The organism is Hymenobacter convexus, assembly GCF_030580955.1.
Taxonomy (GTDB): domain Bacteria; phylum Bacteroidota; class Bacteroidia; order Cytophagales; family Hymenobacteraceae; genus Hymenobacter.
Genome location: NZ_JAUQON010000010.1, coordinates 101,565 through 123,592, shown reverse-complemented (window position 1 = coordinate 123,592; position 22,028 = coordinate 101,565). Strand labels below are relative to the sequence as shown.

Genomic DNA, 22,028 nt, shown 5'->3' with positions numbered 1-22,028 from the left:
GGTTGGGGGGATTATGTTGTTATCGGGTTCAAGTTGAACGTCATGCTGAGCGAAGTCGAAGCATCTCTACCGCGCTACATAAATTATTTACTCTTGCGGTAGAGATGCTTCGACTTCGCTCAGCATGACGTTCGAGTTGGATGTTCAAAGGCCGCCTAGCCTGGCGACTCAATCATCAAATTGTGATTAGTGTAAATGCAGATGTCGGCCGCGATGTGCAGGCCCTCCTCCACCATTTCGCGGGCAGTTAGATGCGGCGCGTGTTTCTTCAGAGCCAAAGCGGCGGCTTGGGCATACATGGCACCCGAGCCGATGGCGGCCACGTCAGAGTCCGGTTCCAATACGTCGCCGGTGCCGCTCAGGATAAGCAATTCGTCCTTGTCGGCCACAACCATCATGGCTTCCAGCTTGCGCAGGTACTGGTCTTTGCGCCAGTCTTTCGCCAGCTCGATGGCGGCGCGCTTGAGGTTGCCGCCGTAGCTGGTCAGCTTCTCGTCGAAGCGGTCAAGCAGCATAAACGCATCGGCCGTGGAGCCGGCGAAACCGGTTACGACCTTGCCATCCTGCAGCTTGCGGATTTTGCGCACGTTGTTTTTGGCCACGTGCTTGTCCATGGTGGCCTGGCCGTCGGCGCCCACGGCAATTTCGCCGTTGTGGCGGATGCCGAGGACGGTAGTAGAGCGGATTCTGGTCATTGCAGTTTGGTTAAAAAACGGTCATCCTGAGCGCAGCGAAGGACCTTATCACGGCAGCAAGCTTCTTGAACGATTTCGTCCAATCGTGATAAGGTCCTTCGCTACGCTCAGGATGACAACGCGTTGTTAATTACCTCAAATCATCAAACGCATGGGGTCTTCCAGCAGGCTCTTCAGCGTCTGCAGGAAAGCCGCGCCGGTGGCGCCGTCCACCACGCGGTGGTCGCAGCTCAGCGTCACCTTCATGATGTTGCCGATGGCCAGCGCGCCGTCCTTCACGATGGCGGTTTGCTTGATGCCGCCCACGGCCAGGATGCAGGCATCCGGCGGGTTGATGATGGCGGTGAATTCGTCGATGCCGAACATGCCCAGGTTCGAGATGGTGAAGGTGCTACCCTCCCACTCGGCCGGCTGCAGCTTCTTGGATTTGGCTTTGCCGGCCAGCTCCTTCACCTCGTTGGCGATGGTAGCAAGGCCTTTCTGGTCGGCGTTGCGAATCACGGGCACGAGCAGACCTTCGTCCACAGCCACGGCCACGCCGATGTTGATGACCTTGTTCTGACGAATTCGGTCGCCGAGCCACGAGGAGTTCACGGCCGGGTGCGAGCGCAGGGCGATAGCCGCCGACTTCAGCACCAAGTCGTTGAAGCTCAGCTTCACCGGCGACAGCTCGTTGAGCTTCACGCGGGCTTCCATGGCCTTGTCCATGTTGATTTCCATCGTGAGATAGAAATGCGGTGCCGTGAACAGACTCTCCGAGAGGCGCTTGGCAATCACCTTGCGCATCTGCGACACCGGCGTGTCGGTATACGTATCGGTCGAAGCAGGGGCGCTGGCGGCCGGGGCGGCTGCGGGAACCGAAGCAGCAGCCTGGGGCGCAGCGGCCGGAGCAGCCTGCGGAGCCGGAGCAGCAGCGGGTGCCGCGGCAGCGCCGGGTTGGAAATTCTCCACGTCGCGCTGCACAATGCGGCCGTTGTCGCCGCTGCCTACCACCTGCGAAAGGTTAATGCCTTTTTCCTTGGCAATGCTTTTGGCCAGCGGTGAGGCCAGAATGCGGCCGTTGCTGGCCGAGGCAGCCGGTTGGGCCGGCGCAGCAGCAGGAGCTTCAGCGGCGGCTGGGGCAGGTGCAACGGCTTCGGAAGGAGCGGCAGCGGGCGCAGCAGCAGGGGCTGAGCCACCGCCGAGCAGGGCCTGAATGTCGGCGCCTTCTTCGCCGATAATGGCCAGGATGCCGTCAACGGCCACGGCTTCACCGGCTTTAGGGCCAGTGTAGAGTAGGGTACCGTCTTCGTAGTTTTCCAGCTCCATGGTGGCTTTGTCGGTTTCGACTTCGGCCAGCACGTCGCCCGATTTCACTTTGTCGCCCACGTTTTTCAACCAGGCGGCAATGGTGCCCTCGGTCATCGTGTCGCTCATTTTGGGCATGCGCACCACGGTGGCTTTCTTGCCATTGGCGGGCGCGGCCGGGGCGGTAGGAGCGGCTGCAGCGGCGGGCGCCGGAGCCGGGGCTGGTGCGGGAGCCGGAGCAGCTTCCGGAGCTTTGGGCGCTTCAGCGGCGGGGGCCGCAGGTGCCGCAGCAGCCGGAGCAGCGCCGCCGCTCTGGCCGTTCAGCAGGCCCGAAATGTCTTCACCTTCTTTGCCCACAATGGCCAGAATGCCGTCAACCGGCACGGAATCTTTCTCTTTCGGCCCGATGTAGAGCAGGGTGCCGTCTTCGTAATTTTCCAGCTCCATGGTGGCTTTATCGGTTTCGACTTCGGCCAGGATGTCCCCGGATTTAACTTTATCACCCACTTTCTTGAGCCAGGCCGCGATGGTCCCTTCGGTCATCGTGTCGCTCATTTTGGGCATTTTTATGATTTCGGCCATCGGATATGGAAGCGCTAGAGTTGAGGAGGCCAAAATTAGCCGGAAAAGTTGGCGGGGGCAATGTTATTAAGGGGAGAATGTAAGGACTTGCTCAACGAGTGAATCCAAAACATCATGCAGAGCGCAGCGAAGCATCTTGCCCGCACTACTAAACCTTTGCAATTGATTTACTTACTGCGAGCAAGATGCTTCGCTGCGCTCTGCATGACGTTTCGGCGTAAAACGCCACAATCAGCCCGCCACCTGCAAATGCGACACGTCCAGAAAGTTCTTGATGGTAAAAACCGAGCCGGTGTACTCCAATTTATAAAGACATAAGTTGCTGTGCTCGAAGCCTTCCATGCAGCTGAGCGGGTAGTTGAGAAGCTGGCAGAGCATAACGCGCATGGCCCGGCCGTGCATGCAGACGAGGACAGTTTCTTCGTCGTCGCGCGCTTTCAGCAACTCAATGAACGGGCGCTGGCGGGCGGCCACTTCAGCGGGGCTCTCGCCACCGGTGAGGCGGGCGTTGTCGTCGCCGGCCACCCAGCCGGCCAGCACCTGGCGGTATTCGGCGTCCTCTTCCATGGTAATGCGGGTACCCTCGCGCACGCCCCAACTGATTTCGTTGAGGGCCGTGTGGGCTTCGTGGGGCAGGCCAAGGTCGAGGAACTGCTGCACCGACTCGTGGGTGCGGCGCAGGGCCGAAGTGTATACTTTATCGAACGGCACGTGCCCGTAGGCTGCAAAAAACTGCGCGGCCTGGCGCCTGCCAACGTCATTGAGGCTGGAATCGACGCCGCTGCCCTGCACAATGCCGCGCACGTTGAAATCGGTCTGGCCGTGGCGAAGGAGGAAGATGGTCCGGGGCCTCACGTTGCGTGTAGTTTTGCGTAACAATCCGTCAACAATCCCTCAAAGTACGGGGTTTTAGCCCCGGCCGTTGGCCCAAATTTTATACGACCCGCTGACCAAAGGCTGCCTGGCCACTTTTGGCCGGCCTTGCCCCTCCCCTATGACCCTGGAAGAAGTGAAGCAGTGGACGGATTCGCGCCCGAACCTGGCCCATGCCCTCGGCATCGAAATCACGGCCGTGGCCGACGACCACCTCGAAGGCCGCATGCCCGTGGATGGCCGCACCCACCAGCCCATGGGCCTGCTGCACGGCGGCGCCTCCGTGGCCCTGGCCGAGACGCTGGGCAGCATCGCCGCCACCCTGCGCGTCGACCGCACGAAGCAGGCCTGCGTGGGCCTGGAAATCAACGCCAACCACATCAAAGGCGTGCGCGATGGCTGGGTGCGGGGCCGGGCCACGGCCGTGCACATCGGTCGGAGCACGCAGGTGTGGGAAATCCGCATCACGCACGAAGAAACCGGCGCGCTGGTCTGCCTCAGCCGCATCACCATGGCCGTGATTGACCTACCAGGCGCCGCCGGAAAAACCGCCTGATGCCCGTGCCCGAACTCCGCAAACTACGCTGGCCTGCCACGGCCGCCGGCCTCGATGCGCTGGCCCGCCTGCGCCACCTCGCGGCCGGGGCCCTGCGCACGGGCCGCCCGCTGGCGCTGTGGCGCGAGCCCGGCGCCGACCACCCGCGCCTGCTGGTGGCGCGCTCCCTGGAAGCGGCCTTCACCGGCCTGCCGCCCGCGCTGGATGCGCAGGCTCCGGCCGGCTTCGCCTTTTTTCCTTTTCGCGATTCTGACCACAATCCGGCCCTGTTTCTGCCCGCCGACGTGACTTACGACGTCGCCGAGCCGGAAACGGTGGCTGTGTCGGGCGCGGCCAATGATATTGTGCCCGGCTTGGCGGCTTGGCTGGCAGCTCCTACAGTTGAGTCCTTGACCTGGCACCGCAGCCAGCAGCCCGCGCCGCATGCCGCTACTGAGGCGGAATACACCGCGTTGGTAAGCGCGGGCGTGGCGGCCATCGAAAGCAAAGAAGTGGTGAAAGTGGTGACGTCGCGCGCCGCGCGGCGGCCGTTGCCGGCGGGTTTTGATGCGTTTGGGGCATTTGGGGAGCTGATGGAGAAGTATCCGCGGGCGTTTGTGTCGCTGGTGAGCGTGCCGGGTGTGGGCACCTGGCTGGGCGCCACGCCGGAGGTGCTGGCCGAAGTCACGGCCGACGGCACCTTCCACACCATGGCGCTGGCCGCCACCCAGCCGCTCACGGCCGAGGTGACGCCCCGCACGGCCATCTGGCGGCAGAAGGAGATTGAGGAGCAGGCGCTGGTGGCGCGCTACATCGTGAGCTGCTTCAAGCAGCTGCGGCTGCGGGAGTACCACGAAACCGGGCCGCGCACCGTCATTGCCGGCCAGCTACTGCACCTGCGCACCGATTTTGAAGTGAACCTCAAGCACGTGCCCTTCCCCAATCTGGGCACCGACATGCTACGCCTGCTGCACCCCACCTCGGCCGTGGGCGGCATGCCCAAGCAAGCCGCTATGGCGTTTATTCAAGCCCGCGAGGGCTATGACCGGGCCTACTACAGCGGCTTCCTGGGCCCAGTGAACGTGGCCGCGCCCGGCGTGGCCCGCCTCTACGTGAACCTGCGCTGCCTCCAGCTGCGCGAAGGCGAAGCCGTGCTCTACGCCGGCACCGGCCTCACCGTCGACTCGGACCCCGAACGCGAGTGGCAGGAAACCCAAATGAAATTACAAACCGTAAGCGCGGTGCTACATGAGTGAAAGCACGGGGCATGCTTCGACTGCGCTCAGCATGACCCGTGCTTCTTAAGTTTATATAATCTCCTACCTATGCAGGCCGTTCATAATATCGCCGAAATCTGCGCCCGCCACGGCATCACTGATGTCGTTTTGTCGCCGGGTTCGCGCTCGGCGCCGCTCACGCTGGCCTTCGCCCGCCACCCCGATTTGACGGTGCGCGTGGTGCCCGATGAGCGCGCGGCGGCTTTTATCGGCCTCGGTATTGCGCAGGCGCAGCGGCGGGCGGTGGCACTGGTGTGCACCTCGGGTACGGCGGGGCTGAACTACGCGCCGGCTGTGGCCGAGGCGTTTTTTCAGCATATCCCACTGGTGATTTTTACGGCTGACCGACCGCCGGAATGGATTGACCAACTCGATGGGCAGACCATCCGGCAGCGTAACCTTTATGGCGCGCACGCCAAGGGCGCGTTCGAGTTTCCGGTGGATACCGCGCACGCCGATGCCAAGTGGCACTCTGCGCGCATCGTGAACGAGGCCATCAACCTGGCGCAGGCCGCGCCCGCCGGGCCGGTGCAGGTGAACGTGCCGCTGCGCGAGCCATTCTATCCGAAGGCGGGCGAGGAAATTCGGTATGAAAAGGAAGTAAAAATCACGTTGGAAGCGACGCCCGAACCGGTCCTCCCGACCATCGAAGCGGCTGCCTTTCTGCGCGAGATAAAAACCGCCCAAAAGGTAGTGGTGGTGGCGGGCCAAAACCCGGCCAGTCAGGAGTTACAAGCCAATCTGAGCGCCTTTGTTGCGGCTGTCGGGGCCGTGGTGGTTGGAGACACCATTGCCAACCTGCTGACTCCGGACAGTTCGGCCGTCGGCCAGCAAGACGTGTTTCTGGCCGGCTTGCCGAAGGAAGCCCGCACCGACCTGCGGCCCGACCTGCTCATCACCTTCGGGCAGTCGCTGATTTCCAAAAGCCTGAAGCTGTTTTTGCGCGAAGCCGCACCGGCCGAGCATTGGCACATTCAGGCCCACGGCGAAGCGGCTGATACTTTCCGGGCACTCACCCGGGTCATTCGCGTCGAGCCGGCCGGCTTTTTTCATCAACTGGCGGCAATGGAAAAGGCGGCCGGCGATGAGCCCGACGCTTCCCATGCTTCGCACGCGGCTTCGTCTGCGAATAGTTCGGCTTCAGAAGGGACCGCAACCTGGCATCGGGCGGAAGCAGCGGCGGCGGCTTTTTTGCATGAATTCTTTGCGTCAGAACACGTATTTAATGAGTTCTCAACCTTTCACCAGGTAGTGGCTTTCCTGCCTGATTACGTGGCCCTGCACCTGGCCAATAGCATGGCTGTGCGCTACGCCAATATTCTGGGGCTGCCCAAGGACCGGCAAATTGAGGTGTTCGCCAACCGGGGCACCAGCGGCATCGACGGCTGTACCTCCACGGCCGTGGGCGCCGCGCTGGCCCAGCCGCAGCGGCCGGTGGTTCTGATGACCGGCGATGTGGCGTTTTTCTACGACCGCAATGCCTTCTGGCATAATTACCCGCTGCCCAACCTGCGGGTGGTGCTGTTCAACAACCACGGCGGCGGCATCTTCCGCATCATCGACGGGCCGCGCCAGCAGCCGGAGCTGGACGAGTTTTTTGAGACGCGCCAGCTGCTCACGGCCGAGAACACGGCGCGGGATTTCAACCTGCGCTATTTCCCGGTTTCAAGCTTTGCCGAACTTGAAGCCGCGCTGCCGGTTTTCTTTGCAGCCGAAACCGGCGCGACCATTCTGGAAGTCTTCACCGACTCGAAGACCAACGCAGCGTTTTTTGAAGAATACCGGGCGGCGGTGAAAGCTGCATTCGCTTGAACATTTAATCAACTGAACGTCATGCTGAGCGTAGTCGAAGCATCTCTACTGCTTCGTTGCAATCGACCCTGATTACTGCTGCACGCGAGATGCTTCGACTGCGCTCAGCATGACGTTCAACTTCACTCATTCTCTTTTCTATGACCGAACCCATCAGCTGGACCCCGATTAAGGAGTTCAAAGAAATTCTCTTCACGCAGTTTGGCGGCATCGCCAAAATCAGCATCAACCGGCCGCAGGTGCACAACGCCTTCACGCCGCTCACGGTGCAGGAAATGATTGAGGCCATGCGCATCTGCCAGGACCGCACCGACATCGGCGTCATCATCCTCACCGGCGAGGGCGGCCGGGCCTTCTGCTCGGGCGGCGACCAGAGCGTGCGCGGCCACGGCGGCTACGTGGGCGAGGATACCGTGCCCCGCCTCAACGTGCTCGAACTGCAGAAAATCATCCGCTCCATCCCCAAACCCGTGGTGGCCATGGTGGCGGGCTGGGCCATCGGCGGTGGCCACGTGTTGCACGTGGTGTGCGACCTGACCGTGGCGGCCGACAACGCCCGCTTCGGCCAGACCGGCCCCAACGTGGGCTCGTTCGACGGTGGCTTCGGGGCCTCGTACCTGGCGCGCATCGTGGGCCAGAAGAAAGCCCGCGAAATCTGGTTCCTCTGCGACCAGTACGATGCCCAGGAAGCCCTCGACATGGGCCTCGTGAACAAAGTGGTGCCGCTCGATAAGCTGGAAGAAACCACCGTGGCCTGGTGCCACAAGATTCTGCAGAAGAGCCCGCTTTCATTGCGCATGCTCAAATCGAGCTTCAACGCGGAGCTGGACGGCCAAGCCGGTATTCAGGAGCTGGCCGGCAACGCCACGCTGCTCTACTACCTGAGCGACGAGGCCAAGGAAGGCCGCAACGCTTACATGGAAAAGCGCCAGCCGGACTTCTCGAAGTTTCCGAAATTCCCGTAAGTGCTCCCAGCGCTGCGCCAAAAAGCGCGCCTGCTTTCTACCTTTCTGGCAGAAAGCAGGCGCGCTTTTCTATTTGAGTAGGATTATATCAAAACCGCTAGTAGCTGAACCCAATGGCATGCAGGCACGAACACCAGCTAAAAAAAAACCGCCGGTCTTCCTGCTTGCGGGCCTTTTTGATGGCTTTGGCGCGGGCTTTAATTTCCGACAGCTCGAAGCGACGGACTTTGGGAAGCGGGCTACCGGCTGCGGAAGCCACACCAGCGGCGGGTTGCGGTTGGGCATTCATAGCGGAAAGGCGTTGATGTAAGTCCTATATTAGTGATTACTCACTTAAAAGTCAAGCACTTTTTTTCGAGATGGCGGACGGGCTCAATCCTTGTGCGCTGGAAGTGGGGCTTGCAACTTTGCTGGCCTGGGGCCACTCTTTGCTTGTGATTCCCGAAAAAGCCTTTCAGCCTGCCATGAATTCGACGCAGAAACTTCTGAGCTATTTCTTTCCCCAGACGCGCAAAATCAGGTCGGAATTTAACGGCGATTTGGAGGTGACGGTGGCGAACGGGCGCAAGGTGCTCGACAGCCTCAACGCTAACTATTCCTACGGCTCGCTGCAGCGCATCCTCAAGTTTGCGCTCAGCCAGCTGGACCTGGCACCTGTGTGCCACGTGCTGCTGCTGGGCCTGGGCGGCGGGTCGGCGGTGGCCACGCTACAGCTCGATTTCGACTTCAAAGGCCGCATCACGGCGGTGGACATTGACCCGGTGGTGATACGCATTGCGCGGGAGGAATTTGGAATAATTGAGTCGGAGCAACTGCAGATTGTGTGCGCCGATGCCTTCACATTTGTCAAAACCCAGCCGGAGCAATACGAGCTGATTATCATTGATTTATTTATCGACAACCAGGTTCCGGACAAGTTTATGGCTCCGGCCTTCTGGCGCTATATCCGGCAGCGCGCGCGGCCCGGCGGGCACCTGATTTTCAATACCATCGGCCAGACTTCGGGCGCTGAGCGGGTGAAGGACGAGCTGATTCACATGGGGTTCGAGGTGCGGGAGTTTGCGGCCGTGGAGGGCACCAATACCCTGCTGATTGCGGAGCGGCCGGAGTAGGCCGGCGCCGGATTTGCGGGTGGGCCGCCGAACGCCGGCGGGATGCGCCGCGTAGTTTTGCCCCATGACCTCCTCCGCCCTGCCCACCTCCCTCCTGCTCAACGGCCGCGAATTCACTTACGCGGCCATTCAACAATACCCCGCGCAACTCGCGGCGCCCGTGAACGGCTACGAGGCCCGGGTGCTGGATTTTGTGCGGCAGTGGCTGAACGGGACGCAGGAATTCGGGCTCACCACCTCGGGCAGCACGGGCTCGCCCACGCCCATTACGCTGCGCCGCCGGCAGCTCGAAGCCTCGGCCCGGCGCACGGCCGACTATTTTGACCTGGGGCCCGGCGACCGGGCGCTGGTGTGCCTCAACTGCGAGTATATCGGCGGCATGATGATGCTGGTGCGCGGGCTGGAGCGCAACATGCACCTGACCATTGTGGAGCCGCACGCCAACCCGTTCGACTACGTAGCAACCGATGCGGAATTTGACTTTTCGGCCTTTGTGCCCCTGCAAATCAAGGCCGTGCTGGCGGCTGGCCTGGCGGCGCGCCTCAACCGGATGAAAGCCATTCTGATAGGCGGCGCGCCCGCCGATGCCTCGCTGCAACAGGAGCTGCAGCCGCTGCGCGTGCCGGTGTACCTGACGTATGGCATGACCGAAACCTGCTCGCACGTGGCCCTGCGCCGCCTCAACGGGCCCAAGGCCAGCGGGCGCTTCCGGGTGTTCACCGGCATTGCGGCGGGGCAGGATGCGCGCGGCTGCCTCACGCTGCGCGGCGACGTGACCGACGACCAGCTCATCACCACCAACGACCAGGTGAACCTGCTCGATGCCCACACCTTTGAGTGGCTGGGCCGGGCTGATTTTGTGATAAATACCGGTGGCGTGAAGGTGCCCGCCGAGAAGGTAGAGCTGGTGCTGGACGTGGCCCTGGCTGAAATCGGGCAGTCGCGCCGCTGCTTCGTGGCCGGGCAGCCCGACGAGCGCCTGGGCCAGGCCGTGACGGCCTTCATCGAAGGCCCGGCCCTGACGCCCGCCACCGAAAAGCAGCTCCAAGCCCTGCTGGCCGAGCGCCTGGGCCGCTATGAGCAACCCAGGCAGCTGCGCTACGTGCCCGAATTCTGCACCACGGCCACCGGCAAGCTCGACCGGCCGGGTACGCTGCGCAGCCTCTAGGATATGCGAACACAATGGTTTTGCCAGGTAATTGGGTGGCTGGGCGTGCTGCTGGCGCTGCTTTTGGCCGGCCCCATGGCCCACGCCCAAACCGACTCGACGGCCACCGCCGCGTCCGATTCGGCGGCGGTGAACAGCGTGGGCGGGCTCACGCCGCCCCCGGCCGGGCTGCCTTCGGCCGAGTTTGAAACCTACAATGTGAACGGCAGCGGCGTGCGCTACACGGCCGCCCTTACCGGGCTTTATACCACGGGCACGGCGGAGCGGGTGTACTTCAGCACCAGCCACACGGGCGGGCTCACGCGGGGGCACTGGCAGTTTCCGGCGGCGCTCAGCTACAGCTACGGGCGGCAGGACGGTGCCCTGCGCGAGCGGGAATTGCTGCTGCTGACCACGCCCGACTACCGCATTCGGCGCTGGAAATTCTATGCACTGGGCGAGTTTGAAACCAGCAACCTGCGCGCCATTGCGCAGCGGGTGGTGGCCGGGGGCGGGGTGGGCTACCAGCTTTATGCCGACACCCTCAGCAATGAGCTAGCCTTGAGCACGTTTCTGCTCAACGAGCGCACCGATTATACTATTGAGCCGGCGCTGCTGCGCCACGTGGTGCGCAACTCCACCCGCCTCAAGCTGCGCCTGAGTCGGAGCGTGGCCAGCTTTTCGGAGCTGCTGTTTTACCAGCCCAGCCTGCGCGACCCCGGCGGCGACTACCGCCTCAACAGCGCCACTGTGCTGGCCCTCAAGCTCTACCAGCACCTGGCGCTGAACGTGGCCTACACCTTTTCCTACGAAAGCGTGGTGGTGCAGGACCGCAGCCGGGCCAACGGTACGCTGTCCATCGGTTTTGCTTATAGCTCAGGCAAGTAGCAACGCGGACGTTCCTGAACGGTCATGCAGCCCACCTGCTAGTCGGCCTGCATGTTGGCTTGGGTGAACAGCGGCTCCCGGTCCTTCACCACTTTGAATAGCTCGCCCAGAAATAGGTTGGCTCGCAGGTAGAACACGGGACCATTCAGCTCCTTTTGCACGGACTTGGGCACAAAAAAGGGCTGGCGCCAGCCGGCGCCGGTGCCAAAGCCGCCCCAGCGAAACACCCGGTACTGCGCCGCCATGGCCGGCTCGGCCACCCCCATGAACTCGCGGGGCGTTTTGTCGAATTCGCCTCCGATGTCTTTGTAACTCACATAGGCCGAGCCCATGCCCAGCTGCAGGTTGGCGCTGAGTTCCCAGCGGTTGTTTTCGAGCAGCACGTAGCCGGCGTAGGCGGCCAGGTAGCGGAAGCGCAACTCGGCGTCGGCGTCTTCGGCGGCCTTGTCGGGGCGGGCCTGGCGGGTGGGTACGCCGGTGCTGAGGAAGTAGATGGCCGCGCCGGTGCGGAAGCGGCTCTTGAACTCGAGGCCCAGCTTGAGGCCGTTGATGGTGGTGAAGTGGTGGTTGATGATGGAGTAGCGCGAGTCGTACTGCACCACAAAGCGGTTGTGCTTCAGCCGCGGAACGGCCCGGCGGCCCACCGCGGTATCGCGCGGCACCGCCAGGCCGACCTGGGCCCAACCCGCCGCAGGAGCCAACAGCCCTCCCCACAACACAAAACGCGACAACGGAACCATAGCGAAACGAAGTACGGCCCGGCCCCGGCGAAGTTGTGGCTACGCCTGGCGCCCAGCGGCCTGCCACCGGCAGACGGATGAGCCCACCGAATACCTTACGGCCTACTTCGCCAGCGCCGCGTTGATGGCCGCCACCGTAGCCGCGCCGTCGCTGGGCCGCGGGGCCGTGCGGGTGATGACGCCCCCATCGCGCCCGATGAGCCAGTAGGTGGGGTAGCCCGTGACCTGGTAGCGGTTGGCCACATCGTTGCCCTCCGGGCTGCGCAGGTGGATGCTGTTGGGGCTGGTGAAACGCTCGGCGGCCAGCACTTTTTGCCATTTGTCTTCCTTGTCGCCCACCGAAATGAAGACGAAGGCCACGTCGCGGCCCTCGAACTGTTTTTTCAATTCGATGCTGGCGGGCATTTCCTTCATGCACGGGGCGCACCAGGTGCCCCAGAAATCGAGGTACACGACCTTGCCGCGCAGGTCGGCCAGCGACACCTTTTGGCCGGCATTGTTGAGCAGCGTGAAGGCCGGGGCGGGGCTGCCCTCCCGCACCGCCAATTGCCGGCCGATGAGTATGCGCAGGGTGCGGGCAGTGGTGGAGTCGCGGTTGTGGCTCACGAAAGTGGGGTAAGCCGCCAGCACGCCGTCGAGGTTGCTGTCGAGCTTCCAAAGGTAGAACTGGGCCATGGCCCGGTCGATGCTGGCCGGATTGGGGCCGAAGTCGGCCTGGGCCAGGGCGTAGTGGCGGGGGGCCTCGGCGGGGTCGGGGCTCAGCACGCCGCTGGGGTTCAGACGGTTGGCATAGGAAGTCAGAAAGCGCAGCACGGCCGTGTTACCCTTGCCGCCCCGCTCGCCGAGGTACTGGTCGAACTTCTTCAGCGGGAGTTGCTGCAAAAAGTCGAAATACGTGGCCGGCAGCACGGGCTCCTGCTTGGCCAGGCTGCGGTAGGCGCCCGGGTATTCAAGCAGGGAAATGGCCCAGCCTAAGTCAATATCGAGCAGTTCGTTGCGCTGCAACTCGGCCGGCAGCGGGTGGGCTTTGGCGTAGCTGGCCAGGAAGTTGCGCCGCGTTTGGCGGAAGGCATTGGCCAGCTGCCGCATTTGGCCGGCCGTGGTGGTGGGCTGGGGGCGCGCGGCGGCGGCGCCCGGGCCAAACTCGAACCGCCACAGCGACTGGGCCAGGTAGTTGTTGGCGTCGGCGCCGCGCCCGGTGAAGCGGATGTTTTCGTCGAACGTGGGGAAGTCGAGGGTCATCCGCACGTCGTCGCCGGGCTGCAGGTAGAGGCTGGCGTGTTGGCGGGCGTAGTAGAAATCGACCGGCGTACCGGTCTGCAGGTCGGGCACCGTCACCCGGAAATCGCCGGTGGGGCTGAGCACGGCGCGCAGTTGCTGGCGGCCCTGGTGCTGGCCGTAGGCGAGGCGCACGGTGTCCCCGGCCGGGGCGTGGTCGAGGTGGCCGCTGAGGGTGGCCGTGGCAGGTGGGGCGGGCAGTAGGCGCAGGACGGCGCTTGCCAGTAGGGCAGAAAGCGAAAGCATTAGCAGGGCGTGAAAATGGGGTTGCAAAGTACGAGCCGACCGGCTGGCGATTGGTTGCGTTGGGTTCGCCCCGGGTCTTTCGGCGCTTCACCCGGCCCGTTTGCCGCTTCGCCCCCATTTGGCTGGCAGCCGGCCAGGCCTGCGCGTAAGTTTGAATCAACCAATTCAACCAAACGCCGATGCTCACGCCCGACCTGCTGTTCAAAATTGCCAACAACGTGGCCGTGATGGGCTGGCTGTTGCTCATCCTGGCCCCGCGCTGGCGCGGCACCCGCGCCGTGGTGCTCAGCGGCGCGCTGCCCCTGCTGCTGGCCGCTACCTACGTGGTGGTCATCGGCTACCAAACCGTGGCGCACCCGGCGCCGGGCGCGGGCTTCAACTCGCTGGCGCAGGTGGCCGCGCTGTTCCGCGAGCCCTGGGCCCTGACGGCGGGCTGGGTGCACTACCTGTGTTTCGACATGGCCGTGGGCATTTGGGAAAGCCGCGATGCGCAGCGGCGCGCGGTGCCGCACCTCGTGCTGCTGCCTTGTTTGGTGGCCACATTCATGCTGGGGCCGCTGGGGCTGCTGCTGTACGCGGCGGTGCGGCGGCGGTACCCGCGGCAGGCGGTGGCGGCTATTTAAAAGCCCTTAGCACGTCCCATTAAATGCAAATGAGCCTTTTTTCCGAAATACTGCTGTGGCTGTTCGTGCTTGACCTCGGGGTTGCCTTTGGCGCCGGGCTCTACGAAACGCGCATTGTGCTGCCGCTTTGGTTCGAACCGACGGCTGACGGCTACCGCGTAGACGGAGCGGCCATGCTGCGCACCGACGTGGGCCGCCGGTTTTGGGGGCCGGCTGCCACGCTGCCGCTCACGCTTCTCACGCTCGCCAACCTGGCCTTGGCCTGCCTGGCCCCGCCCCTGCGGCACGATTGGTGGCTGGCCGCCGCCCTGCTGGCACTGGCCGAACGCCTCAGCACATTCGCCTTCTTCATCCCGATGGCCCTGCGGCTGCAGCGGGCCCCGGCCAGCGCGGCCACGGCCCGGCGGGCGGCGTGGTGGGTGCGCCTCAACTACGGCCGCATATTCCTTACGCTGCTGGCCTGGCTGGCCGCCCTGTACACCCTGTCGCTGCCCGACTGACGCCACCCACCGCGCAACGGCCCAACTCAATCAGTCCATTGGCTTTCCGAAACCGCTTTCCCATGAAAACTGCCCTGCTCCCCTCCTCGCTCTTTTCGTCGTCGGCCCCGTCCGAATCCGGGCTTTCATCCCTGGCCACGGCCCTGCGCACGCTGCACCGCGTGAACCCCGTACTGTCCTGGACGGGCTGGCTGAACGTGGGCCTGGCCGTGCTGGCCCTGGCGCTGCTGCTGCTCGACCACCGCCTGGTGACGGGCGCGCCGGTCTGGATGAAGCCGCTGAAGTTCTCGCTCTCCATCCTCGCCTTTGCCTGGACGCTGGGCTGGCTGCTGGCCGATTTGCCGCTGGCGGCGCAGCGGGCCGTGCAGCTCATCAGCTGGGGCGTGGCGGTGAGCATGGTGGTGGAGCAGGGGGTGATTTTTGTGCAGGCGGCGCGCGGCACCACGTCGCACTACAACGCCAGCTCGGCCCTGAACGGCACGCTGTTCGGCCTGATGGGCGTATTCATTCTCGTGAATACGCTGATGACGGTGTGGGCCTTGTTTTTGGTGTGGCGGCACCCGCTGCACGGGCCGCTGGGCTACGTGTGGGGCGTGCGCCTGGGGCTGCTGCTATTTCTGATTGGCAGCGTGCTGGGCGGCATGATGATTCACAACATGCAGCACACCGTGGGCGCGCCCGACGGCGGCCCCGGGCTGCCCGGCCTGGGCTGGAGCACCCGCGCCGGCGACCTGCGCATTGCGCACTTCCTGGGCATGCACGCCCTGCAGGTACTGCCGTTGCTGGGCTGGGCCCTGAGCAGCTGGGCGCCGCGCTGGGCCACCCCGCTCACCTGGGCCGGGGCGGCGCTGTATGCCGGGGCGGTGGGCGGGCTGTTTGCGCTGGCGCTGGCGGGCCGGCCGCTGTGGGCAGCCCCCGGCCCGCCCGCTACCTTTGCCCACCCGCCCACTTCCTTGCCCCCTGTGCCCGCCCATGCCGACGCTGCATGACCGCCGCTTTCTGCTCGGAGGCATTCCGCTGCTGAGCTTCACCATAGCGGCCTTCAACCTTCCCAACGGGGCTTTTGGGCACTGGTCGCAGCTGCTGGTCAGCTGGGGCATCTCGCTGTATTTCACCACCGGCTACTGGGTGGTGATGCGGCAGCTGTGGCTGGGGCTGCTGCGGCGGTTTCCGCGCCCTGAGCAGACGCCGCGCCGCATCTGGCTGCTGGCCGGCGCGGCCGTGCTGGCCACCGCGGCCACCACCGTGGTGCTCACGCTGCCGCTGCACGGGCTGCTGCCCCACGACTTCCCGCTCACCTTCGGCCTGCTGCTGCGCGAGGCCCGCTTCAGTCTGGTGCCCACCGTGGCGGTGCTCACGCTCTACGAGGCCATGTATTTTTTCGAGCAGTGGAAGGCCAACCTGCACCGGGCCGAGCAGTTGGCCGGCGCCCAAACCCAGGCCCAGCTCGACGCCCTGCAAAGCCAGCTCGACCCGCACTTTCTGTTCAATAACCTCAACACGCTGGCCGCCCTCATCGAGCCGGACAACGCACCCGCTCAGCAATTTGTGGAGCAGCTGGCCGATGTGTACCGCTACGTGCTGCTGGCCCAGGGCCAGGCCACCGTGCCGCTGGCCGAGGAGCTGGCCTTTGTGGAAACCTACCTGGGCTTGCATAAAGCCCGTTTTCGGGACAATCTGGTGGTGGAAACCGACGTGTCGCCGGCGGCCCGGGTGCGGCACGTGGCACCCCTCAGCGTGCAGCTGCTGGTGGAGAATGCGCTGAAGCACAACGTGGCCTCTCGCGCCCAGCCGCTGCACCTGCGCATCACGGCGTCGGCCGACGCGCCCGGGGTGCTGCTGGTCGAAAACACCCTGCGGCCCCGCACGGCCGGCCTCGCGCCGGGCACGGGCACCGGCCTGGCCAACGTGCGCCGCCGCTACGAGTTGCTGGGCGCGGCCGGGCCGCTGGAAACCCGCGTCACCGCCGACAAATTTGTGGCAGCATTGCCCCTGCTGCCGGCCCCCGCCCCCCGCCTGCCATGACCATCCTGCTCCTCGAAGACGAGTACCCCGCCGCCGAGCGCCTGCAGCGCCTCGTGGCCCAGGCTGCGCCCGAAGCCCGGGTGCTGGCCGTGCTCGACACCGTGGCCGGGGCCCTGGCCTGGCTGGCCGCCCACCCCGCCCCCGACCTCATCTTCAGCGACATTCAGCTGGCCGATGGGCTAAGCCTAGAAATCTGGGAGCAGGCCGTGGTACCCAGCCCGGTCATTTTCACCACCGCCTACGATGCCTACGCCATCCGCGCCTTTCAGGCCAACAGCGTGGCCTACCTGCTGAAACCCGTGAAGCTGGCGGAGCTGCAGGCGGCCATCGTCAAGCTGCGCCAGTGGCCGAAAGAGTCCGCCGTCGAGCACCTTCTCGATGCGCTGCCCCGCCCCGGCCGGCCCTATAAAACCCGTTTTCTGGTGCGGCAGGGCGAGCAACTGCTGCCCCTGCCGGTGGCCGAAGCCGCCTGGTTTCAGAGCCGCCACGAAACCGTGACGCTGGTGACCCACGACGGCCGACGCTTCGTGCTCGACTACACCCTGGAGCAGCTCGAAGGCCTGCTCGACCCCACGCAGTTTTTCCGGCTCAACCGCCAGCTCATTGCGCAGCTGCCGGCCGTGCGCCGCCTGCACCCGCATTTCGGCGGCAAGCTGCTGGTCGAATTGCACCCCGCTCCGGCCGAGGAAGTGCTGGTGAGCCGCGAGAAAGCGGGAGCCGTGAAGGCGTGGCTGGAAGGGTAGCTTTCGGCGTATCTTGTTGCTTTAATTCTTCACTGCCATGACTGCCATCACCTTGAAAAGTCCCCTGCTCGAACGCCTCACCGATGAGGAATTCTATCAGTTCTGCATGGACAACCGTGACCAGCGCATTGAGCGCGATGCGCAACACCAAATCACCATCATGCCCCCTACCAATTCTGAAACCGGCGCTTCTAATAGCGAGCTAACCCGTCAATTAGCCAACTGGAACGTTGAAACTGAATTGGGTAAGACCTTTGATTCTTCCGCCGGCTTCACCCTCGATACCGGGGCCATGCTCTCGCCCGATGCCAGTTGGATTGCCAGGGAGCATTGGAACGCCCTGAGCCCCGACGACCGGCGCGGCTTCGCCCGCATCTGCCCCGATTTTGTGGTGGAGCTCCTCTCGCCCACCGACCGCCTCACCGACACCATGCGTAAGATGGAACACTGGCTCGAAGCCGGCGCCCGGCTGGGCTGGCTCATCGCGCCCGACACCGAATCGGTCTATATTTTCGAGCCCGGCCGGCCCGTGCGCCCCGTGGTGGGCTTCGACCAAAACCTGGTGGCCGGGCCCGTGCTGCCCGGCTTCGCGCTGGAGCTGCGCCGGCTGCGGGCGGAGTAAAGCGGGCGCGGCCCTACCTATCCAGCCAGCTTTTGAACACGTTCACTTTCTCGCGGCTCACCAGCACCTGGGCGTCGGGGGCGGCGGGCTTGAGCACGGTTTGGAGGCGTGAATTGGTATAGTGGATAATATCCTGAATGGCCGACTGCTGGGCTAGGTAAGCGCGGTTGAGGCGGAAGAAGCGGCGCGGGTCGAGCAGCGTTTCGAGTTGGTCCATGGTGTAGTCGACCACGAACTTGCGGCCCTCGGTGGTTTGCAGGAAGGTGGCTTTTTCGAGGCTGAAAAAGTAGGCAATCTGGTCGAGCGGCACCACTTTCAGGTGCTCGCCCACGCGCACCACAAACTGGGTTTTGTAGCTGGCGGCGGGCGGCGCGCCCTGTTGCATCTGCTGCACCAACTGGGCCAGCAGCGCAGGGTCGAAGGCCGGGGCAGGGGTGGCAGCAGCCGCGGCGGGCAGGCGCTCGCGCAGCTTGCGCAGGGCGGCCTGCAGCTCTTCCTCGTCGATGGGTTTGAGCAGGTAATCGACGCTGTTGACCTTGAAGGCCTGCAGCGCATACTGGTCGTAGGCGGTGGTGAAGATGACCGGACAGCGCACCGTGGCCTGCTCAAATATCTCGAAGCTCAGGCCATCGGCCAGGTGAATGTCGAGGAACAGCACATCGGGCGCGGGGCCGGTTTGGAGTAGCTGCACGGCCTGGCTCACGGCCTCGGCGGTGCCGATGACCTGCACGGGGTCGGGCTGGCGGGCCAGCATGTCGGCCAGGCGGCGGGCGGCCAGGGGTTCGTCTTCAACGATGAGGGCGCGGAGGGGCATTATCAACGAGTAGGAATCAGAAATAGTAACAGCAAAAGAACGTCATGCTGAGCTTGTCGAAGCATCTCTACCGAGCAACTAATCCTATTGAAAGGGATTGCTGCAGCGGTAGAGATGCTTCGACAAGCTCAGCATGACGTTCCACTAAACACAGTTTCATAGCACCAGCAGCGGCAGCGTCACCACGAACTCGCCCGCTTCCTCCCCTATCGCCACCGCCTTCTCCGTGAGAAAGGCGTAGCGGGCGGCCAGGTTTTTCAGGCCCTGGCCGGAGGCTTCGCCGGGCGCGAGGCGGCGCGGGCGGCGGGTGTTGCGCACGGTGAGGGTGTGGGCGGCGGCGTCCAGCGTTACGGCCACGCGCAGGGGGTCGGCCTGGAAGGCGGTGTTGTGCTTGATGACGTTTTCGAGCAGCAGCTGCAGAGCCAGCGGGGGCACGAAAAATGCGTTCAGGGCGGCTGGCGGCAGGTCCATTTCCACAGCTAAGGCGTCGCCGAGGCGGGTTTTCTGCAGGGCCAGGTAGTTTTCGGCGAAGCGCACTTCGTCGGCCAGCGGCACCAGCTCCTGGCTTTCGCTGTCGAGCACGTAGCGGTACACCTGCGAGAGCTGGCGGATGAAGCGCACGGCGCGGGGCGGGTCGTTTTCCTCCACCAGCGAGGTCAGGGCGTTCAGCGAATTGAACAGAAAGTGGGGGTCCACCTGCCGGCGCAGCGAGTCGAGGCGGGCCACGGCGGTTTCTTTTTCGGCGCGCTCGGCGCGCACGGCGGCTTCGCGCCAACTCAGAAAAAACGAGCGGCTGTGGTTGAACAGCGAGATGATGAGCGTGATGGCCAGCGGCACCAACACCTGCCCGTACATGGCCGGGCGCCAGAGCTGCGCCAGCGGCTCGTGCACCACCAGCAGCAGGTAGGCGGCCTGAATCAGCAAAATGACGGCCACCGAGCCCGCCACGCACACCGCCAGCGTGACCAGCAGCCGGCGCAGCGGGTGCTCGGCCCAGGAAATGCGGCCGTCGAGCTGGTCCACCGCGAAGCCGTTCACGAACCACAGCCCGGCCCCGTAAGCAAAAGTGATGGCGAAGGTGATGGCCAGCCGCGGCCCATCAGTGAGCGAGCCCGGGTTGAGGATGACCGTGAGGGCTGTCGAAATAAGCAGCATCACCCGCAGCGACTTCCACCAGCCGGCCCGGGAGCGGGGCCGGGGCAGGTAGCCATTCGTAAACGTCGACGAAGAATCGGCCTGGGGCACGGAGAGTGACAATGAGGTAGGCATCAAAGTAAAGGCCAAAAGGCTTCGGACGGTAGAAAAGAGGCCGGATGCGGGTGTTACGGGGTATAAAAAGCCCATCGTGCTGCGCGCAGCCGAAGCATCTCTATCGGGCAATGCAATCCAATCGACCGGATTTACTACTGCGGTAGGGCTGCTTCGGCTGCGCTCAGCACGACGCTCTACGCCGCACCACGGGCCTTACTTTGTGGCCGCAGCCGAGCTGGCCAGTTCGGCGTTGATTTCGGTGAGGCGGGCGGTGGCGTTGCCCTCGCCCCAGTTGGGGCTGAGCGGGCCGGCGGGCTTGAAGGTGGCAAACAGGGCGGCGGCTTTCTCATACAGCGGCTTGGCCTTATCGGGGCCGCCGCCGAACATGGCGGGACGGTAATAGAGGTCGTTGGCCAGCACCAGGTACACGCGGGGGTTAGTGGGGTCGAGCTTGCGGGCCATTTCCAGGGCCTCGCTCACGCGGCCGGCGTACACCATGCCGCGCGTCATCGGGCTCACCATGATGCGGCCCTGGTAGATGTAGGCTTGCAGCACCAGCACCTCGGCCTGGTTGAGGCCGGCTAGCTTTTTGGCCTGGTCGAGGGCGGCCTGGGCGTAGTCGAAGTTCTGGTCTTTCAGGTCATCGCCCTGGGCCGAAAAGCCCATCTTGAGGTAGGCGCGGGCCTGGTAGTAGCGGGGCAGCCAGTCGGCAGGCCGGGCGCTGGCGGCGCGCTCCAGCTTGGCCACGTTGGCGGGCAGGGCGGCAGGGCCGGCGGCGTTTTGCTCGGCAATGGTGGCGGCCAGCATCGCGGTGTAGGCATCGGCGGGCGCGGCGCTGGCGGCAGGCGCGGCGGCGGCAGCGGGTTGCGACTGGGCCGCGGCGGCGAGCGAAGCGGCGGCAAGGGCGAGGGTGAGCAGGGCAGTTTTCATGGAATTGAGCGGGGGTTGAAGTGGCGCGGCGGGGTTGCCGTGTTTGATGATTCAAAGGTGGTCGCGCACCAGGGCAGCCTTCAACTTCCCGTTGCCGAAGCGTCGGATGAAGCGGATGAACCGACGGATTGGCCGATGGCCCGTGCGGCCGGGGCGCGGCCCGGTGGCCGGCAATATTCTCCGGCCCAATCCAGTTAGACGTGCCCGGGGTTGGCCATCCGGCGCGTTGCTCCGATATTTAAATCATCTTTCCACTCCTTATTTCCTTCCCATGACGCTCCCCTACCCTCCCCTTGCCGTTGGCGCCCTGCTGCTGGCCCTGCCGCTGCGGAGTTTCGCCCAGGGCCCGGCCGCCGCCCCCGCGCCGGCCAGCCGCTTCTACGTGGGCCTGGCCGCCTTCCACAGCAGCTACCAGAACCTGTGGGTGTGGCAGCCGGACTACACCGGCTTCCGGGTGCCGGTGCAGCTCACGGCCGGCTACCAGCTGCGCCCGCGCCTGGCCCTGGAGCTGGGCGTGGCCTACCGGGGCCACACCGCCACCTACGAGTTCGCCGATTATTACATCTCTTCCGGAACCAACACGCCCACTTACTACCACTACCGCAACACCACCACAAGCCGCGTGGCCTCGGTGACGGCCCTGGCCCGCTATGCCCTCAAGCGCGAGCCTACGCAGCGTTTTCAGGTGGATGTGTTGGGCGGGGCCACGCTGGTGCGCAGCAGCTATTACTCCCGGGGCTCGCAGACCTACCTGGCGACGGGCCCCGACCAGGAAATCGCCTTTTCCAACCACGTGGCCACCAACTACGTGCTTCTGACGGCTGGCCTGGGCCTGCGCTACCGCCTCAATCCCCGGCTCACGCTCGACTTCGACATCGCCACCAATCGCAACCTGACCTTCCCGGCCTATTACGGCAGCTTCACCGGCAGCACGGCGCTGGGCGTGCGCTACCGCTTCGGCCAGCCCTGGCCCAGCGGCCTGTAATGGAACGGCAAAAGCTGCCGGGGAGAAGCCCAGCGGCTTTTTCAGGATGGGCGAGGATTGGGGTGAAGCCAGCGGGCAGAGGCAGGAATTCCGGGGGT

The 22,028-nt window shown here is 64.4% G+C and carries 23 protein-coding genes; 14 read left to right on the top strand and 9 right to left on the bottom strand.

Annotation, left to right across the window (positions count from 1 at the left end):
* Positions 1-155: 155 nt before the first annotated feature.
* The 3 genes from hslV to Q4S41_RS19655 all read right to left on the bottom strand — a co-directional run bounded on the left by hslV (position 156) and on the right by Q4S41_RS19655 (position 3,419).
* Entirely contained in the window at positions 156-695 is a 540-nt protein-coding gene (gene hslV, locus Q4S41_RS19665; protein ID WP_305032839.1) for an ATP-dependent protease subunit HslV, read from the bottom strand.
* A gap of 135 nt (positions 696-830) precedes the next feature.
* Entirely contained in the window at positions 831-2,564 is a 1,734-nt protein-coding gene (locus tag Q4S41_RS19660) for a pyruvate dehydrogenase complex dihydrolipoamide acetyltransferase (RefSeq protein ID WP_305032838.1), read from the bottom strand.
* 231 nt (positions 2,565-2,795) lie between these two features.
* The gene (locus tag Q4S41_RS19655; RefSeq protein ID WP_305032837.1) at positions 2,796-3,419 is read right to left on the bottom strand and encodes a histidine phosphatase family protein; all 624 of its coding nucleotides are present in this window, start codon (positions 3,417-3,419) and stop codon (positions 2,796-2,798) included.
* Positions 3,420-3,558: 139 nt separating this feature from the next.
* Between Q4S41_RS19655 and Q4S41_RS19650 the strand changes: the two genes are divergently transcribed.
* From Q4S41_RS19650 to menB, 4 genes are all read left to right on the top strand, one after another.
* Positions 3,559-3,993 carry a hotdog fold thioesterase gene (locus tag Q4S41_RS19650; RefSeq protein WP_305032836.1) on the top strand — a complete coding sequence of 145 codons (435 nt, stop codon included), beginning with the start codon at positions 3,559-3,561 and terminating at the stop codon, positions 3,991-3,993.
* 5 nt (positions 3,994-3,998) lie between these two features.
* On the top strand, positions 3,999-5,228 hold the full coding sequence (locus Q4S41_RS19645) for a chorismate-binding protein (RefSeq protein WP_305032835.1): 1,230 nt from the start codon (positions 3,999-4,001) through the stop codon (positions 5,226-5,228).
* 69 nt (positions 5,229-5,297) lie between these two features.
* Entirely contained in the window at positions 5,298-7,061 is a 1,764-nt protein-coding gene (gene menD / locus Q4S41_RS19640) for a 2-succinyl-5-enolpyruvyl-6-hydroxy-3-cyclohexene-1-carboxylic-acid synthase (RefSeq protein WP_305032834.1), read from the top strand.
* 140 nt (positions 7,062-7,201) lie between these two features.
* The gene (gene menB / locus Q4S41_RS19635; RefSeq protein WP_305032833.1) at positions 7,202-8,026 is read left to right on the top strand and encodes a 1,4-dihydroxy-2-naphthoyl-CoA synthase; all 825 of its coding nucleotides are present in this window, start codon (positions 7,202-7,204) and stop codon (positions 8,024-8,026) included.
* A 97-nt stretch (positions 8,027-8,123) separates the two neighbouring features.
* Here the strand turns inward: menB and Q4S41_RS19630 are convergent, their stop codons facing one another.
* Positions 8,124-8,315, bottom strand: a complete 192-nt coding sequence (locus Q4S41_RS19630) for a hypothetical protein (RefSeq protein ID WP_305032832.1) — start codon at positions 8,313-8,315, stop codon at positions 8,124-8,126.
* A gap of 175 nt (positions 8,316-8,490) precedes the next feature.
* Here Q4S41_RS19630 and Q4S41_RS19625 point away from each other — a divergent pair, with 175 nt between their 5' ends.
* The 3 genes from Q4S41_RS19625 to Q4S41_RS19615 all read left to right on the top strand — a co-directional run bounded on the left by Q4S41_RS19625 (position 8,491) and on the right by Q4S41_RS19615 (position 11,173).
* The gene (locus Q4S41_RS19625) at positions 8,491-9,138 is read left to right on the top strand and encodes a spermidine synthase (protein WP_305032831.1); all 648 of its coding nucleotides are present in this window, start codon (positions 8,491-8,493) and stop codon (positions 9,136-9,138) included.
* Between the two features lie 64 nt (positions 9,139-9,202).
* Positions 9,203-10,306, top strand: coding sequence for an AMP-binding protein (locus tag Q4S41_RS19620; protein WP_305032830.1), 1,104 nt, complete (start codon positions 9,203-9,205; stop codon positions 10,304-10,306).
* A gap of 3 nt (positions 10,307-10,309) precedes the next feature.
* Positions 10,310-11,173, top strand: coding sequence for a DUF481 domain-containing protein (locus Q4S41_RS19615; protein ID WP_305032829.1), 864 nt, complete (start codon positions 10,310-10,312; stop codon positions 11,171-11,173).
* 38 nt (positions 11,174-11,211) lie between these two features.
* On the opposite strand, the gene Q4S41_RS19610 is transcribed toward Q4S41_RS19615, so the two are convergent.
* The gene (locus tag Q4S41_RS19610) at positions 11,212-11,913 is read right to left on the bottom strand and encodes a hypothetical protein (protein WP_305032828.1); all 702 of its coding nucleotides are present in this window, start codon (positions 11,911-11,913) and stop codon (positions 11,212-11,214) included.
* Between the two features lie 102 nt (positions 11,914-12,015).
* Positions 12,016-13,437, bottom strand: coding sequence for a TlpA family protein disulfide reductase (locus tag Q4S41_RS19605; protein ID WP_305032826.1), 1,422 nt, complete (start codon positions 13,435-13,437; stop codon positions 12,016-12,018).
* A gap of 179 nt (positions 13,438-13,616) precedes the next feature.
* Here Q4S41_RS19605 and Q4S41_RS19600 point away from each other — a divergent pair, with 179 nt between their 5' ends.
* The 6 genes from Q4S41_RS19600 (at position 13,617) to Q4S41_RS19575 (ending at position 17,950) form a co-directional block, all read left to right on the top strand.
* Positions 13,617-14,060 (top strand): ABA4-like family protein, encoded by a 444-nt coding sequence (locus Q4S41_RS19600; protein WP_305032825.1) that lies wholly within the window; start codon positions 13,617-13,619, stop codon positions 14,058-14,060.
* A 29-nt stretch (positions 14,061-14,089) separates the two neighbouring features.
* A complete protein-coding gene (locus tag Q4S41_RS19595) occupies positions 14,090-14,560 on the top strand; it encodes a DUF1772 domain-containing protein (RefSeq protein ID WP_305032824.1) in 471 nt (156 codons plus the stop codon).
* A 62-nt stretch (positions 14,561-14,622) separates the two neighbouring features.
* Positions 14,623-15,549 carry a hypothetical protein gene (locus tag Q4S41_RS19590; RefSeq protein WP_305032823.1) on the top strand — a complete coding sequence of 309 codons (927 nt, stop codon included), beginning with the start codon at positions 14,623-14,625 and terminating at the stop codon, positions 15,547-15,549.
* The gene (locus Q4S41_RS19585) at positions 15,533-16,585 is read left to right on the top strand and encodes a sensor histidine kinase (protein WP_305032822.1); all 1,053 of its coding nucleotides are present in this window, start codon (positions 15,533-15,535) and stop codon (positions 16,583-16,585) included. Before Q4S41_RS19590 ends, Q4S41_RS19585 begins: the two co-directional genes overlap by 17 nt.
* A complete protein-coding gene (locus tag Q4S41_RS19580; RefSeq protein WP_305032821.1) occupies positions 16,582-17,328 on the top strand; it encodes a LytR/AlgR family response regulator transcription factor in 747 nt (248 codons plus the stop codon). The genes Q4S41_RS19585 and Q4S41_RS19580 overlap by 4 nt, the downstream gene beginning before the upstream one ends.
* A 37-nt stretch (positions 17,329-17,365) precedes the next feature.
* Positions 17,366-17,950: a Uma2 family endonuclease gene (locus tag Q4S41_RS19575; protein ID WP_305032820.1), complete on the top strand. Its 585-nt coding sequence runs from the start codon at positions 17,366-17,368 to the stop codon at positions 17,948-17,950.
* Positions 17,951-17,963: 13 nt separating this feature from the next.
* On the opposite strand, the gene Q4S41_RS19570 is transcribed toward Q4S41_RS19575, so the two are convergent.
* The 3 genes from Q4S41_RS19570 to Q4S41_RS19560 all read right to left on the bottom strand — a co-directional run bounded on the left by Q4S41_RS19570 (position 17,964) and on the right by Q4S41_RS19560 (position 20,945).
* Positions 17,964-18,764 (bottom strand): LytR/AlgR family response regulator transcription factor, encoded by an 801-nt coding sequence (locus Q4S41_RS19570; RefSeq protein WP_305032819.1) that lies wholly within the window; start codon positions 18,762-18,764, stop codon positions 17,964-17,966.
* 156 nt (positions 18,765-18,920) lie between these two features.
* Positions 18,921-20,033: a sensor histidine kinase gene (locus Q4S41_RS19565; RefSeq protein WP_305032818.1), complete on the bottom strand. Its 1,113-nt coding sequence runs from the start codon at positions 20,031-20,033 to the stop codon at positions 18,921-18,923.
* Positions 20,034-20,228: 195 nt separating this feature from the next.
* The gene (locus Q4S41_RS19560; protein ID WP_305032817.1) at positions 20,229-20,945 is read right to left on the bottom strand and encodes a hypothetical protein; all 717 of its coding nucleotides are present in this window, start codon (positions 20,943-20,945) and stop codon (positions 20,229-20,231) included.
* Between the two features lie 271 nt (positions 20,946-21,216).
* On the opposite strand from Q4S41_RS19560, the gene Q4S41_RS19555 reads away from it, so the two are divergent.
* The gene (locus tag Q4S41_RS19555) at positions 21,217-21,930 is read left to right on the top strand and encodes an outer membrane protein (protein WP_305032816.1); all 714 of its coding nucleotides are present in this window, start codon (positions 21,217-21,219) and stop codon (positions 21,928-21,930) included.
* Positions 21,931-22,028 lie beyond the last annotated feature (98 nt).

Excerpts from the sequence above, each read along its gene's own strand:
- Q4S41_RS19615 (WP_305032829.1), top strand. The coding sequence starts at position 10,310 with ATGCGAACACAATGGTTTTGCCAGGTAATTGGGTGGCTGGGCGTGCTG.
- Q4S41_RS19625 (WP_305032831.1), top strand. The coding sequence starts at position 8,491 with ATGAATTCGACGCAGAAACTTCTGAGCTATTTCTTTCCCCAGACGCGC.
- Q4S41_RS19560 (WP_305032817.1), bottom strand. The coding sequence starts at position 20,945 with ATGAAAACTGCCCTGCTCACCCTCGCCCTTGCCGCCGCTTCGCTCGCC.
- Q4S41_RS19605 (WP_305032826.1), bottom strand. The coding sequence starts at position 13,437 with ATGCTTTCGCTTTCTGCCCTACTGGCAAGCGCCGTCCTGCGCCTACTG.
- hslV (WP_305032839.1), bottom strand. The coding sequence starts at position 695 with ATGACCAGAATCCGCTCTACTACCGTCCTCGGCATCCGCCACAACGGC.
- Q4S41_RS19570 (WP_305032819.1), bottom strand. The coding sequence starts at position 18,764 with ATGCCCCTCCGCGCCCTCATCGTTGAAGACGAACCCCTGGCCGCCCGC.
- Q4S41_RS19575 (WP_305032820.1), top strand. The coding sequence starts at position 17,366 with ATGACTGCCATCACCTTGAAAAGTCCCCTGCTCGAACGCCTCACCGAT.
- menD (WP_305032834.1), top strand. The coding sequence starts at position 5,298 with ATGCAGGCCGTTCATAATATCGCCGAAATCTGCGCCCGCCACGGCATC.
- Q4S41_RS19630 (WP_305032832.1), bottom strand. The coding sequence starts at position 8,315 with ATGAATGCCCAACCGCAACCCGCCGCTGGTGTGGCTTCCGCAGCCGGT.
- Q4S41_RS19595 (WP_305032824.1), top strand. The coding sequence starts at position 14,090 with ATGAGCCTTTTTTCCGAAATACTGCTGTGGCTGTTCGTGCTTGACCTC.
- Q4S41_RS19590 (WP_305032823.1), top strand. The coding sequence starts at position 14,623 with ATGAAAACTGCCCTGCTCCCCTCCTCGCTCTTTTCGTCGTCGGCCCCG.
- Q4S41_RS19580 (WP_305032821.1), top strand. The coding sequence starts at position 16,582 with ATGACCATCCTGCTCCTCGAAGACGAGTACCCCGCCGCCGAGCGCCTG.
- Q4S41_RS19610 (WP_305032828.1), bottom strand. The coding sequence starts at position 11,913 with ATGGTTCCGTTGTCGCGTTTTGTGTTGTGGGGAGGGCTGTTGGCTCCT.
- Q4S41_RS19650 (WP_305032836.1), top strand. The coding sequence starts at position 3,559 with ATGACCCTGGAAGAAGTGAAGCAGTGGACGGATTCGCGCCCGAACCTG.
- Q4S41_RS19585 (WP_305032822.1), top strand. The coding sequence starts at position 15,533 with ATGCCGACGCTGCATGACCGCCGCTTTCTGCTCGGAGGCATTCCGCTG.
- Q4S41_RS19620 (WP_305032830.1), top strand. The coding sequence starts at position 9,203 with ATGACCTCCTCCGCCCTGCCCACCTCCCTCCTGCTCAACGGCCGCGAA.
- Q4S41_RS19600 (WP_305032825.1), top strand. The coding sequence starts at position 13,617 with ATGCTCACGCCCGACCTGCTGTTCAAAATTGCCAACAACGTGGCCGTG.
- Q4S41_RS19660 (WP_305032838.1), bottom strand. The coding sequence starts at position 2,564 with ATGGCCGAAATCATAAAAATGCCCAAAATGAGCGACACGATGACCGAA.
- Q4S41_RS19565 (WP_305032818.1), bottom strand. The coding sequence starts at position 20,033 with ATGCCTACCTCATTGTCACTCTCCGTGCCCCAGGCCGATTCTTCGTCG.
- menB (WP_305032833.1), top strand. The coding sequence starts at position 7,202 with ATGACCGAACCCATCAGCTGGACCCCGATTAAGGAGTTCAAAGAAATT.
- Q4S41_RS19555 (WP_305032816.1), top strand. The coding sequence starts at position 21,217 with ATGACGCTCCCCTACCCTCCCCTTGCCGTTGGCGCCCTGCTGCTGGCC.